This is a genomic window from Stappia indica (assembly GCF_001696535.1).
Lineage (GTDB): Bacteria > Pseudomonadota > Alphaproteobacteria > Rhizobiales > Stappiaceae > Stappia > Stappia indica.
The window spans coordinates 473,952-487,740 of record NZ_MBQE01000002.1 but is presented as its reverse complement, the minus strand read 5'-3'; the positions used below and the strand labels follow the sequence as shown (position 1 = coordinate 487,740).

Sequence of the window (13,789 nt, the reverse complement as noted above, 5' to 3'; positions counted from 1 at the left end):
CCCGCGCCCTGCAGGACCTCCCGTCCTGCAGACCCGCGCCAGACCGCCCGCTCGGGCGGCCCGCGTCCAGACAGCGCATCCCCCGTCGCAAGTTCGGCGCCAGTTTGGATGACGGCGGTTTTTCAATGACTTGATAGAAAAGACCCGCGCGTTGCGGACATTTTGTCCACTCGCGTCCGCCTCCACGCCCGCGGAGGTTGGACATTTTGTCCGAAGGATCAGGAGGCGCCGGCCAGCGGCTCCTCGGGCAGCCAGATGGTGAAGACGGTGCCCGCTCCCGGCGCGCTGCGGACCCGGATCTCGCCGCCCTGCCGGCTGACCAGCGTCTGGGTGATGGACAGGCCGAGACCCGTCCCCTGCCGGCTCTTGGTCGTGTAGAACGGGTCGAAGACGCGGGAGAGCACCTCCTCGCTCATGCCGACGCCCGTATCGGCGACCTCGACCGTCACTCCCGGAACCCCATCGCGCTGCGTGTCGGCGGTGGCCAGCGACAGCCGCCCGCCCTGCGGCATCGCATGGATGGCGTTGACGATCAGATTGATCAGCACCTGCTGCAACTCGGTCCGGTTCATCAGGATGGCGCGGGTCGCCCGCATCTCGCGCACCACCTCGATCTCCGTGCGCCGCAGGAGATGGCGCACCAGCGGCAGACAGTCGGAAATCACCTCGTCGGGCGCATGCCGGTCGGCATAGCCGGCATATTCGTCGGGCTTGGCGAACTGTAGCAGCTTCATCACGATCTGGTTGATCCGGTGGACCTGCTCGTCGATCAGCCGGATCTCCGTCCCGGCGACCTTCGCATGCTCGCCGAGCAGCATCCGCAACACCTCCAGATTGCCCTGGATGACGGCGATGGGATTGTTGATCTCATGCGCGACGCCGGCGGTGATCTCGCCGATGGCGGCGAGCTTTTCCGACATGATCAGCTGCTTGGTGGTTTCCTCGAGCTGCCGGTTGGCCTGCATCAGGTCGCGCGTGCGCTCCTCCACCCGGGCATTCAGCTCCTCGTTCCAGGACCGCAGCTGCCGGTCGCTCTCCTGCACCTGGTCCAGGAGATGGTCGAGATGCTGCGCGACCCGGGCGATCTCGTCGCTGCCCCCGCCCGGGCGCGTGCGTGCGCCAAGGTCCCCGTGCTCCACCCGCGCGATGGTGTCCGTCATCCGCTCCAGCGGTTTGAACACGCCGCGGGCCCAGCGCAGGAACAAAGGCACGCTGCCCGCCGTCACCAGAAGGAAGCCGATGAGAACGGCGGCGAGCGTTGCGACCTTCTCCTTCTGGAACGGCGTTTCGAGAAAACCGACATAGAGCATGCCGACCCGTTCCCCGCGGCTGTCCGTGATCGGCTCATAGGCGGAGATGTACCAGTCGTTCACGACGAAGGCGCTGTCGAGCCAGACCTCGCCCCGGCCAAGGACGCGCTCGCGCACCGCCGCCGAGACCCGCGTGCCCAGCGCCCGGCGGTTCTCGAACAGGCGGACATTGGTGCTGATCCGCACATCCTCCAGGAACAGGGTGGCGGTGCCCTGGCTGCCCTCCGGCAGGCTCGCCTCGCGGTAGACGAGATCATTGATCGTGTCGATGAAGACGAGGTTCTGGTTGAGCAGGATGCCGCCGACCAGCGCTGCGGACGAGGCATCCGGCAGCCGTGCCGGACTGGCCGAATGCACCACCATGCCCCGCGTCTCGGCGGTGCGCTGCGTCGGCACCGCGTTCGGCGTCGCGATCAGGTCGAGGCTCGCGCGCACTGCGAGATCAGGCGAGATGCCGGCAAGGTCCTCGCCCTCGAAAATGTCGACGCTGCTGGACGGGGCACCGGCCATCGCCCGCTCGACCACCGGCCAGTCCCGGCCCGTCGGCGGACGCGCCCCGGCCGGCGAGACCGCGCGGACGCTGCCGTCCTTGCCGACGAGATAGAGAAAATCGAGGCCCATTTGCGCGCGGCTGCGCTCCAGCAGCGCTGCCAGAGCGGTGCCATCGCGTGCAGAGACGATGTCGCGGAACTCCGCCGACTTGCCGAGCGCATCGAGACGCTCGCCGGTGTCCTCCAGGATACGGGTGAAATACTGGTGCGCGACCGTGAGATCGGCATTCACCTTGGTCTTGAGCAAGGCGTCGAACTTGGAGTTCCAACGCACCATCGCCCAGCCGAGGAAGAGCGGCAGCACCACCAGCGTCGGCAACAAGGCAATGGCGAGCAGGCGCACCCGGACCGACAGGCGGCCGCCGTGCAGCACGGCCCCTTCGCCCCTCCTCCAGCTCAGCCATTCCAGTCCACGAGCTTGCGGTCGATGGTCTTGCGCGAGATGCCGAGCCGGCGCGCGGCTTCCGCGCGATTGCCCTCGCATTCGTCCAGAACCGACAGGATGTGCCGGCGCTCGATATCCTCCAGAAGATCCGTCCGGCTCGGCGCCGGCGCAATCGGTTGAGTGTCCGTCTTGCGGGTCAGCTCCGCCGGAAACCGGCCGAGGATCAGCGAGCGCTCGATCATGTTGCGCAGCTCGCGGACATTGCCCGGCCACTCGTAGGCCCGCAGGCCGGCGACCACATCCGGCCCGATGGGCACGGGCGGCATGCCGAGCTGCACGGCAAGCTTGCTCATGAACAGTTCGGCCAGTTCGAGAATGTCGTCCCCGCGCTCGCGCAGCGGCGGCATCTCGATCTGCAGCACGTTGATCCGGTAGAACAGGTCCGCCCGGAACCGCCCCGCCTCCACCTCGCGCTCCAGGTCCGCATTGGTCGCGAAGACGAACCGCAGGTCGACCGGCACCTCGCGTTCGGACCCGATGGGCCGCACCCGCCGGTCCTCGATGGCCCGCAGCAGTTTGCTCTGCAGCGGCATCGGCAGCTCGCCGATCTCGTCGAGGAACAGCGTGCCGCCCTGCGCATGCATGAACAGGCCCTCGCGGTTGGACGCCGCCCCCGTGAACGCGCCCTTCAGATGGCCGAACAGCTCCGCCTCAATGACATCGGCCGGGATCGCCGCGCAATTGACCGGCACGAAGGGCTTGGCGGCGCGGTCCGACAGCTCGTGGATGGAGCGCGCGGCCACTTCCTTGCCGGTGCCGGACTCGCCGGTGATCAGCACGGAGGTCGGCAGCGGCGCAACCCGGGCGATGGTCTCGCGGATCTCGCCGATCTGGCTGGAATGGCCGATCAGCTTGTCGCGCAGCAGCAGGTGGTCAGAGGTCGCCTGCAGCTGGTGACGCAGCAGCTGGTTTTCGCGCAGCAAGGTCACCCGGTCGAGGCAGCGCGCCACCGCGTTGAGAATCTGGTTGGAGCGGAAGGGCTTCAGCACGAAATCGACGGCACCGGCCCGCAGCGCCTGGATCGCCGTTTCCAGGTCCGCATAGGCGGTCATCAGAATCGCGTGGGCGAAAAAGCCGATCTCCCGCTGTTCGGCGAGCCATTCGACGCCGGTCTTGCCCGGCATGATGTTGTCGAGGATCACCACATCGAAATGATGCCGATCCAGCATCGCGGATGCGGCCGCAGCATCCTCCGCTTCCGCGATATGCTTGCAATGCGGCGCCAGCGTCCTCACCAGGAAATTGCGCATGCCGGGCTCGTCGTCGACGATGAGGATCGCGGCCTGCGACAACCATGGCCCGAACTCCGCATCGACGGACGATGCATCCGCTACGCGCCTGAGCGATCCCGTGCCCATGATCTCCCTCCCCCCGGAGTTTTATGTCGTTCTGTGTCTATTTCTCCTCAAGAGATAGCACAGCCGTTGCGCGCCGCATAACGCCCAAGAACGCAACCGGGACGTGACCAGGCAGCACGGAAAGAGGATGGCGGCAGTGCGCGGGCGGTCGCCCCCGCGAGGAGGGCGACTTGCGCGCATGAAAAGCCCGCTCGCGCAGGCCGGTTTCTATCCGCGCGCCCGAGAGGGGGGCGACGCGCCAGCGTAGCGGCTGGTCGAGCGCGCCCTCGTTGTTTCGATCCGCGCCCCCGCGAGGGGGGCGACCCTCGGCTCGCGAGACCTCAGCAGATGACGGGCGGTTTCGATCCGCGCCCCCGCGAGGGGGGCGACCGGGTTCCGCGCCCGGCGCTGCATGATCTTGGTGTTTCGATCCGCGCCCCCGCGAGGGGGGCGACGGCTTGTGGCCGGAGGGGACTTGATGGCTTCCGCGTTTCGATCCGCGCCCCCGCGAGGGGGGCGACTTTGACGCTTGGTCCAATCATCGTTCTTGTCGACGTTTCGATCCGCGCCCCCGCGAGGGGGGCGACGCGCGGCCGGCGCCTGCGCGGTCAGGCCGGCAAGTTTCGATCCGCGCCCCCGCGAGGGGGGCGACGCAATGCCGTTGCTCTTGGCGGGTTCGGTCATGGGTTTCGATCCGCGCCCCCGCGAGGGGGGCGACACGTCCAGATGGACGCCACCGACACCACCATCATGTTTCGATCCGCGCCCCCGCGAGGGGGGCGACGACAAGGAGCGCACCGAGAAGATCCTTGGTCAGGTTTCGATCCGCGCCCCCGCGAGGGGGGCGACTCGGTGGGCGCAAAAACGTCCTTCGCGCGGTACGGTTTCGATCCGCGCCCCCGCGAGGGGGGCGACTCAGCGGCACCTGGACCGTCTTCTTGCCCTCAAGGTTTCGATCCGCGCCCCCGCGAGGGGGGCGACCGCGAAGCAAATCGCGGATGCGGCTTCGGCAATGGTTTCGATCCGCGCCCCCGCGAGGGGGGCGACGGTTCCGGCTGCGCCATCGCCTGCCGATAGTGCCGTTTCGATCCGCGCCCCCGCGAGGGGGGCGACACGGACATTACGGAAGACTTCTTCTCGGAAGAGGTTTCGATCCGCGCCCCCGCGAGGGGGGCGACTCAGCGGCACCTGGACCGTCTTCTTGCCCTCAAGGTTTCGATCCGCGCCCCCGCGAGGGGGGCGACGACCCTGAAAGCTCGCGTCACCGCCGAGACAGGTTTCGATCCGCGCCCCCGCGAGGGGGGCGACCCTTGACCTTAGCCAGCGCGGCGCGCGCCTTGTCGTTTCGATCCGCGCCCCCGCGAGGGGGGCGACGCCCGCTTCGATGCACCGGGCTTGAAAGCTGGCTTGTTTCGATCCGCGCCCCCGCGAGGGGGGCGACGCGCGGCAGAAGGGCCGGAGGTGATTGCGTAGTCGTTTCGATCCGCGCCCCCGCGAGGGGGGCGACATAATTGTTGGTGCTTTCGACCAACAAGCCGCCGTTTCGATCCGCGCCCCCGCGAGGGGGGCGACGTTTCACAAGCCGGCGGCGCAAGTGTTTCACGGGGTTTCGATCCGCGCCCCCGCGAGGGGGGCGACCTGACAGGATCGCGCGGGTGAACTTGTAGAGCGGTTTCGATCCGCGCCCCCGCGAGGGGGGCGACGCCGCCGCGTATCGGTGGCCGGTTCTATCGGCCGGTTTCGATCCGCGCCCCCGCGAGGGGGGCGACGAGGGCGAGCATGGGCACGAGATAGGCCATGACGCGTTTCGATCCGCGCCCCCGCGAGGGGGGCGACTATGACCCCGCCTGACCTCGAGCCATTCAGAAATGTTTCGATCCGCGCCCCCGCGAGGGGGGCGACCTGGATGACATCGCGGGATGATGCGTGACAGCGGTTTCGATCCGCGCCCCCGCGAGGGGGGCGACCGCGCATTTGGGTGCGGTGGGGGTCGAACGAAGCGTTTCGATCCGCGCCCCCGCGAGGGGGGCGACCCGGAGAGTAGTGCTTTTCCTTCCCTATGTCTTCGTTTCGATCCGCGCCCCCGCGAGGGGGGCGACTGGCTGCTCGTATCATGCGGTTTTTGCAGAAGAAACCCGAGCTCCGGCGCGAACTGCAAGGCGCCGCATCCCGCAGCCGCGCCAGCAGCTTGCTGACCCTAAAAAAGATTAACAATTTCAATGAGCTGTTTCCCGCGCGAACCTGCCGGGTTTTTTCGGCACGCTTCAGGTTCGCGCAGGCGACTAGACGATCAGCGGCCCGTTGAGATCCGCTGCCGGTTTTGCCCCCACATGCTCCACCCGGCGCTGCCAGTTGGCGCCCAGATGATAGTAGCGCAGACTGTCGCTACGCGGGTCGATGATGCTCTCCAGCCGCGCCTTGAGCTTGGTCCACAGGGCCGGATCGACCTCGACCTCAAAGACGGAGTTCTGCACCCGCTGGCCATAGTCCTGGCAGGCGCGCGCCACCCGCCGCAACCGCCCGGGCCCGCCCTCACTGACGGTGCTGACATCGTATGTCACGAGAACCAGCATGGCGCGCTCCTATTTCCAGAACCAGGGCGGATAGGCATCGAGGTCCCCGCGCAGATGACGCGACAGGAACTGCGCCTGTAGATAGGGCACCAGCCCCAGCGGCGCTTTCTCGTCCAGGAAGGGATGGAGACGCTCCTCGCGCTTGCGCTCCTGCCAGGCGGTCAGGACAGTGCGCCGCCCCTCCTCCGTCAACAGCACGCCGCCGCCGTCGCGCGTTTCGAAATCGCGGGCCCGCAACTGCCGGCGATTTAGCAACGAAAGCGCGAGCCTGTCCGCCAGGACGGGGCGCAACTCCTCCATCAGATCGAGGGCAAGGCTGGGGCGGCCCGGCCGGTCGCGATGCAGGAAACCGACGGCCGGGTCGAGCCCGACGCTCTCGGCCGCACTCCGGCAATCGTGGGTGAGCAGGGTGTAGAGGAACGACAGGACCGCATTCACCGGATCGAGCGGCGGACGCCGGGAACGGCCCAGAAAACGGATCTCCGGATCCGGAGACCGCACCAGATGGCCGAAGACGGAAAAGTACAGCTGGGCGGCCTCCCCTTCCGCCCCGCGCAGATGATCCAGCCCCGTGAGACCGGCGGCAAGCCGTTGCAGGATCCGCGCCAGCCGCTCGCACACCGCGGAGATCGCTCCTGCGGGCTCCTGCCCGTCCCCCTCACCATGATCGCGCAAATGCCGCAGGAGCACGCTGCGCTGGTTGGCAACCTTGCCCATCACCAGGCTGCGGACGATGTCGTCGGGCGCCTCGCTGGCGGCATATTGGGCCCGCCGCAGAAGCACGTTGCCGGCGACGGGGCCTTCGACGCGCGCCTGGAATCGGCCGACCCTGTCGAGCAGGACGAGGGAAATGCCGTTTGCCGCGCAGGCTCCCATCAGCGCGGGAGACACGAGAACCGGCCCGAACGCGACGACCGAGCCGAGCATGTGGAACGGCACCCGCGCCCGTTCCGCGCCTTCCACCTCGGCGACGAGGTTCTCGCCATCCTTGCGCAGGGCTGCACCCTCGGTGGTGACGTACAGCGTGTTGAGCAGCTTTTTCACGACGGCGCCTCCGGCAGGAGGAGTTGCTCGATCTGCCGCGCCCGCCAGGCCAACACCGGCCTTGCGAGCTGCTTCGGCCGGCAAAGCTCGCTCAGAGAACAGGCGCGACAGCGGTCGGCCCGGTAGATCGCCTGCGGCGTTGCGCGGGCGTCGAACACCACCCGCAGATCCGCCACCGTCTGCTCCGTCAAGGCGCGCAGGTCCGCGTCGAAGGGCACCTCCACCCGACGCTTCGTCTGCGCATAGAACAGCGCACCGGCCGGCACCGGGCGGCCCGTCATCTCCTCCAGGCACAGGCCCTGGGCGCAAAGCTGCACCTCGTCGGCCCGGTGCAGCTTCGCCTTTCCGCGCTTGTACTCGACCGGATAGGGTGTCTCGCCATCTTGCGAGACATGGAACTCGACCAGATCGGCAATGCCCGCGATGCCGAGGCGGCGGCTCGCAAGGGCAAGCCCGCTCGCCCGGCGGATCCCCCGCGCCCGGCGCCCGCCGGGACGATCCGTCACCGCATGCAGGACATGCCCCTCGGCCGTGAACCGGTTGTCGGCCCACAGCCGCTCCAGATGGATCAGCGCCGCCTGCCGCAGGCAATAGACCGCATGCTGCAGCGCCGACATCGGGATCGGGTCCGGCGGTTCCATCGTGCTCCCTCCCCCGTGTTCCCTCCCTCGCGTCCCGTTACAGCAGGTCGAGGATCTCCACCCCGTCCGGCAGCCCGTCCCGGTCGACGACGACCGAATAGTCGGAGAAGGCGCGGGCCGGCGGCATGTTGTCGAGCCGCCTGTCCCCGAGTGGATAGGCCTCGCCGTCGACCACGCGCTCGATCCTGACCCGGTCGAACAGGGCATGGGCCGGCGCATTACCCAGAACATTGTCGTGGCGGAAGGCAATGATGCGGCGCGCCGACATCTCGCCGCGCGCGGCGGAGCGGTCGTGCTCGAACATCGTCTTCAACGCGGCGAACAGATGCTCCAGGTCGCCTTCGGAGAAGCCGGTCTTGCGGGCCAGCGCGGCGTTGACGAAGACATGCGCGCGATAGAGGCCGTAGGGCACGATATGCTTGCGCCCCATGGTGCGGTTTTCCGTCCGCTCCTCGCCCTCGCCCGTCTTGTCGCGGTCCTCCTTCTCCCGCGCCGTGGTCGCCGCCATGCGGGTGATGGAAATCTCCAGCGGCAGGATCGGCTCGACCGAGCGGGCGAAGGCGATCTGCACCGGCCCGCGCACCTGGCCGGCATTGATGCCGGTGCTCATCACGGCACCGAAGGCGCGCACGTCGAAGAAATTGTCGCACATGAAGCCGGTGATGGCGCGCGCCTCATCGTCCGTCTGCGGATTGAGCTTGGCTTCCTTGGTCAGCTTTTCACTGTCGCCGCGCACCGCGCGATAGGCCTCGCGATGCTGCTCGTTGAGGATCGAGCCCTCCTGCACATAGATCCGGTAACCGGGCTCCTCGCCGCGCGCCAGTTCGGTGTAGTTGCGGACCTTGCGCTTCAGGCTGACATCCGACACCAGGCCCATGCTGGTCTCCGGGTCCATGCGCGGCAGGTTGCCCGCATCGGGATCGCCGTTCGGATTGCCGTTGATCACGTCGAACAGAAAAACAATGTCGTGGCGATTGGAAAGGGCCGTCATGCTGCATCCTCCCCGGCGGGCTCGGCCGCGCCGGTCTTGTCTGTCTTGTCGCTCTTGCTCAGGAAAAACGCATTGCGCTGGTGGTAATAGCCGAGCGCGAACAGCGACTGCTGGCGGTCGGGCAGATGCGCCGGGAACGGATCGTCGCCGGGGCTCATCACCTCCATGATCTCGGCAATCGTCCTCTCCAGCACAACGCGGTGTCCGGGGCGCTGCTTGCCAATCCGCGACAGGTGCGGCATCGACCCCGAGGCGAGATGTGCAAACACCTTGCGCGGCTGCGACGAGGCCGCGCCGTAATACTTGTCCTTGATGGTGGCGTTGACGTTGCGCCCGAGCGCCGCCGTCTGCACCTGTTCGTAGACCGCGAAGAGCCGGCCAAGCAGATAGCCGGGCTCGCGGCAATCCAAGTCCAGTGACACGGGCACCTCCCCCTTTAGCGTTTTCGCGAAATTCCTGATGAGAACGGACTTCAGGATGCCGACCCGCAAGGCGTTGACGTCGCCATCGGCGCGCAGCCGCTCCAGCACGCTGGACATCAGCGTCAGCGGATAGGGCGCATCCGTCAGGATCGCGCGCATCCATTCGCCGGCAAGATTGGGACGGATATTCTCCGACTTGCGCAAGGTGGCGGTCTCGATCAGCAGCCGCCACATGGAGGGCGCGGCGTCCCTCGCCGCCGGCTCCACCCGCAGCCGCGCGATATGGCGGGCATAGCGCTCGGCAAGCACGGCGAACTCGTCCTCGACATAGAAGCGCACCGACAGCCGCGCGGCATTGGGCGCAAGGCCGAGCACATGGAACCGCACGCCCTGCGGCAGATCTGGGCGGAACTCGTCGACCGGCAGGCCCTGGCGGATCTTGTCCAGGATCGTTCCGACCTTGGCCGCTTCGACAGTCTCGTCGACGGCGTTGTCCATCGCCGCGCCGCCGGGCGCTTCTGCAAAGATGCCGGAGAAGACGGCTTCGGCGACAGCGGCGCCGCTGCCATCGGCCCAGAAGACGGTGGAAGCGTCGCCGACCTGGATACGATGGCCGCTGTCGCGCTCCAGGAAGCGGTTGAGCGCGGCGACATAGGCAAACGCGGCCGCCTCCGACACCGGGGCATTGTCGCCCTGCTCGTGTCCATAGGAGGTGAAGGCATCGAGGTTGAACGAGACGATGGAGGCGCCGGACGACTGCGCGCCCCACACGCCCTTGATCGCCGGATGCAACCGCGCGACCGGACCGACGGTGCCGGTGGCAAGGCATACGGCCTGCGACGCCGTGCCTCCCGCCTGCAACCGCTCCCAGATCCGCCGCGCGGCCGGCCGGTCATGCAGGCAAAGGCCACGCAGCCGCTCCTCCTCCAGCGCGAAGACGATGTTCTGGTCCTTCATCTCCTCCGGCCAGTCGAGATCGGCAAACATCTCCGGCCGCCACCAGTAGAGGAAGGCGAGCAGCGCCGTTAGCCCCGGATCCTGCGCCCCGGCGAGCCATTCCCGGTGGCTGGCGACGAACGCCGCATGTTCCTGGCCGGTGCGCTTGCCCGCGCCGGCGGTCAGCCCGAGCACATAGGAGGTCTTGTCCCAGAGATAGTTGGGCGCGATGCCGGAGGTTCGCTTTTCCGGCCGCGGCACCGCCATCATCCGCGGCAGGCGCTTGCGGCCCGTCCCCTCGCGCAGATCGACGGGCGCGATCGCCGGCCGGCCGTCGCGGGTCAGCGAGACGAGAAACGAGATCTTTTCCTGGCTGTAGCCGAAGGGCGGCACCTCGCCGCGCTCCAGCATGCGGTCATAGACGCCGACCAGCGCCGTCAGCATGCTCATCGCAAAATCTCCGCCGAACCGGGCTGCGGCACGCGCACGACGCCGTTGTCCAGCCTTGCCCGGAAAAACAGGCTACCGCCGCCGCCCGCATGGTCTATGTCCCACAGCATGAAGCCGAGATCGCGCGTTTCCGCGATCGGCTGCGGCAGGCTCTCGCCCGGCTCGACCAGGCGGAAATCGGCGACGAATTCGCGCGTGCCAAGGCACGGCTGATGGAAGCACTGCCCCTTGCGCGCCCGCCGGTTGAAGATGTCGAGATGCTTGCCCTCGTTCTCGCCCGCATCGGCCTTGGGCGTCAGCTCGAAATGCGCCGAGATGACATAGGCGACATCGTGCAGCACGGTGGCGGCGCGCTGCTGGCGGTTTTCGTCCGCCACCAGCATCAGGCTGCCGATCTCGCCGGATTTCATCGCCGAGCGGATCTTGCCGACCGGCGCCTTGGCCCCGACCTCGTTGCGGCGGATCGACTGGAAGCGGATCGGCCTGAGCACCCGGATCTCGTCGATCACCCAGCGGATCGCCGGCTTCCAGTGGATGGCCTCCAGAATGCCCCGGGCGGCGGACGGCGTGATCACGTCATAGGAGACGCGCTCGACCTTCATTTCCGGCCTAGTGAAGCAGGCGTAGTCGCCTGAAACGAAAAGTTGGATCCCGAACGGCACTGCCCCCTCCGCTTGAAAACGGGCGCGCCGACTCCCCCACGCGACCGTCAACGGACACGCGAGCGGTCAAAATATCTTTTTTCGGCAACGCACTATCAAAAAACTGAAACTACAGATGTGTCGATCTTGCGATCACAGGATGTACCCGTCAAGCGACAACTCGTCGCCCCGCTCCCATTCCAGACCCGTCTCGCGCGTGTAGAACTGCGGGGTGGCGAGCACCGCGAACTGGTCGCCGAAGCCCTCGACGAAGGACAGATGGCCATTGGTCTTCAGCCTGTCGCAGTCGGGGCGCGGCACCTGCACGAGATGGCGCTGCAGCGCGCGGGCGGCCGCGCCCGGTGGCATGCGTTCCGCTGCCAGCGCCGCCAGTGCCGCTTTCGCCTCTTCCTCCCGGGGCACGATCACCGGCGCCATGCGCTCCTCGATCAGGCGGAAACTCTCCGCAACGCTGCGATAGGCGAGATCGAGCGTCCCGGCGCTTTCCCGAAAGCGGGACAGGACCTTGTCGCGGTCGAGCGCCTCGCCCTTGCGCCAGTAGACTTCCTCGAAATACGCAGCGATCGCGGCGGGCGAGAACAGGTCGTCATGCCCGCCGGCCATCGCGGCAAGGGCACTGGCGAACCCGGCGATCTCGCGCGGGGTTGAGGCATCCGCCGGCCGGAAGACCGTGACGATGCTGTCGGCGACGGGCCTGCGCCCCTCCCGGTTGCAACGGCCGGCCGCCTGGACGATCTGGTCGAGCCCGGCCTCCGCGCGCCAGACCCGCGGAAAGTCGATATCGACGCCGGCCTCCACCAGCGATGTCGCGATGAGACGGCAGGGGCGCGGATCCTGCGGGGCGAGCCGGAGCCGCACCTCGGCAAGAAGCGCCTGCCGGTCGCTCGCCGTCTGGCGGGTGCTGAGATGGACGAGCCCGGCAAGCCCCGCCGCCATCGCCTCACGGTAGAGCGACAGCGCGTGGCTGCGGCTGTTGACAATGACGAGCCCCTGCTCGTGGCCCGCCAGTTCGCCGATCAGATCCGCATCGCTCATCGCATCGCTCGCGCGCTGCAAGGTGACGCGCGTCAGTCGGCGATGAAGGCCCTCAGGGTCCGGCGCCAGTTCGCGCTCCGGCGACAGCTCGAAGCCGCCATCGAAGCCCCGTACGCCGGGGCGAGAGGAGGCACCGAGAGCGGGCTGGGTCGCGGTGCAAAGCACGATGGTCGCGCCATAGTTGCGCGCCAGCTCGTCGAGCATTGCAACGCAGGGACGCAGCACATGCAACGGGATCGTCTGCGCCTCGTCGAGCACGATGACCGCTCCGGCGAGGTTATGCAATTTGCGGCATCGCGACGGGCGGGCCGCGAACAGGCTCTCGAACAGTTGCACGTTGGTGGTCACGACCACCGGCGCTGCCCAGTTCTCCATCGCCAGCCGCATCTTGTCGCGGCTGGACCGCTCCTTTCCGTCCTCCGCGTCGATGGCGCTGTGATGCTCCAGCACCACGTCCTCGCCGAGCACCTCGCGGAAGATCGACGCGGTCTGCTCGATGACGGAGGTGAAAGGGATCGCATAGATGATGCGCGACAGACCATGAATGCGGGCATGGTTTAGCGCAAAGCCCAGGGACGCCAGTGTCTTGCCGCCGCCCGTCGGCACGTTCAGCGTGAACAGACCGGGCGGCAGGGAGGCTTTCGCCCTGACATGCGTCAGGATATCGGCGCGCAGGCCATTCAGCTCGTTGGGGCGCGCATCGACCTGCTTCCGCGCCATATGGGCGTCGAACTGTGCCGTCAGATGAGGGTTGATCTCGGCCAAGCGCGGCCAGTCGCGATCCGGCGTGAGGTCGGCCGCGGTCTTGAAAAAGGCTTCCGTATCCAGAAAGTCGGCATCGACGAGGCATGAGAAAATCATTCGCCCCAGCACCGAGAGCTGGAAGGGCAATCGCGCCCGCTCCCGATGTGGGCAAAACGCCTGCTCCAGGCCGAGCGTCCACGCCGTGCCCAGTTCCTCCTGCCAGGCCGGGTCGAGCGGGTCCAGCTCCTTCTTCAGCCGCTCAGCGAGACCGCCCACTCCTTCCCCATCAGCCAGCCCGGCGTGGTGGCCGGCAATGGCGTGGGCGACGAGCTGGGCAATGAGGCGGTCGCTCCCGCTGGGGAAGGCGGTAAGGATCTCGCGCGCACCGGCGATCGAATGGTCGGGACCCTTGCCCTGCCCCGGCCGATCCCCCCGGATATAGGCAAGGAACTGCGGGTTGTACTTGCCAAGGTCGTGCAGCAGCCCGGCCAACGCCGCAGCCCGGGAGGCTCCGAAGGGTCGCGCGAACTTCGCAGCGAGCCGTGACACCTGCAGAAGATGCTCGGCAAGAGGTTGCCACCGCTCCTCCGGCTCACCGGGCAATGAATGAGCGAAAAACATCGGGTTCTTTCAAAATCGCGAAATTCG

9 protein-coding genes and 1 CRISPR repeat array are annotated in these 13,789 nt (G+C 67.6%); all 9 genes read right to left on the bottom strand.

The genetic code is table 11. The features are described from left to right. Positions 1-218: 218 nt before the first annotated feature. A complete protein-coding gene (locus tag BBX35_RS10125; protein WP_244271617.1) occupies positions 219-2,138 on the bottom strand; it encodes a sensor histidine kinase in 1,920 nt (639 codons plus the stop codon). A gap of 119 nt (positions 2,139-2,257) precedes the next feature. Beyond that, positions 2,258-3,664, bottom strand: a complete 1,407-nt coding sequence (locus tag BBX35_RS10120) for a sigma-54-dependent transcriptional regulator (RefSeq protein ID WP_067219344.1) — start codon at positions 3,662-3,664, stop codon at positions 2,258-2,260. 203 nt (positions 3,665-3,867) lie between these two features. Continuing rightward, positions 3,868-5,742: a CRISPR direct-repeat array (repeat unit 32 nt; unit sequence GTTTCGATCCGCGCCCCCGCGAGGGGGGCGAC). Between the two features lie 183 nt (positions 5,743-5,925). After that, positions 5,926-6,216 (bottom strand): CRISPR-associated endonuclease Cas2, encoded by a 291-nt coding sequence (gene cas2 / locus BBX35_RS10115; RefSeq protein ID WP_067219336.1) that lies wholly within the window; start codon positions 6,214-6,216, stop codon positions 5,926-5,928. A 9-nt stretch (positions 6,217-6,225) separates the two neighbouring features. Continuing rightward, positions 6,226-7,260 (bottom strand): type I-C CRISPR-associated endonuclease Cas1c, encoded by a 1,035-nt coding sequence (gene cas1c, locus BBX35_RS10110; RefSeq protein WP_067219333.1) that lies wholly within the window; start codon positions 7,258-7,260, stop codon positions 6,226-6,228. Continuing rightward, positions 7,257-7,901 carry a CRISPR-associated protein Cas4 gene (cas4, locus tag BBX35_RS10105; protein WP_067219330.1) on the bottom strand — a complete coding sequence of 215 codons (645 nt, stop codon included), beginning with the start codon at positions 7,899-7,901 and terminating at the stop codon, positions 7,257-7,259. The genes cas1c and cas4 overlap by 4 nt, the downstream gene beginning before the upstream one ends. Before the next feature lie 37 nt (positions 7,902-7,938). After that, a complete protein-coding gene (cas7c, locus tag BBX35_RS10100) occupies positions 7,939-8,892 on the bottom strand; it encodes a type I-C CRISPR-associated protein Cas7/Csd2 (protein ID WP_067219327.1) in 954 nt (317 codons plus the stop codon). Next, positions 8,889-10,700 carry a type I-C CRISPR-associated protein Cas8c/Csd1 gene (cas8c, locus tag BBX35_RS10095; RefSeq protein WP_067219325.1) on the bottom strand — a complete coding sequence of 604 codons (1,812 nt, stop codon included), beginning with the start codon at positions 10,698-10,700 and terminating at the stop codon, positions 8,889-8,891. Before cas8c ends, cas7c begins: the two co-directional genes overlap by 4 nt. Further along, positions 10,697-11,362 carry a type I-C CRISPR-associated protein Cas5c gene (gene cas5c / locus BBX35_RS10090; RefSeq protein ID WP_083206186.1) on the bottom strand — a complete coding sequence of 222 codons (666 nt, stop codon included), beginning with the start codon at positions 11,360-11,362 and terminating at the stop codon, positions 10,697-10,699. Before cas5c ends, cas8c begins: the two co-directional genes overlap by 4 nt. A gap of 132 nt (positions 11,363-11,494) precedes the next feature. Further along, the gene (locus tag BBX35_RS10085; protein ID WP_067219317.1) at positions 11,495-13,762 is read right to left on the bottom strand and encodes a CRISPR-associated endonuclease Cas3''; all 2,268 of its coding nucleotides are present in this window, start codon (positions 13,760-13,762) and stop codon (positions 11,495-11,497) included. Between the last annotated feature and the right edge of the window lie 27 nt (positions 13,763-13,789).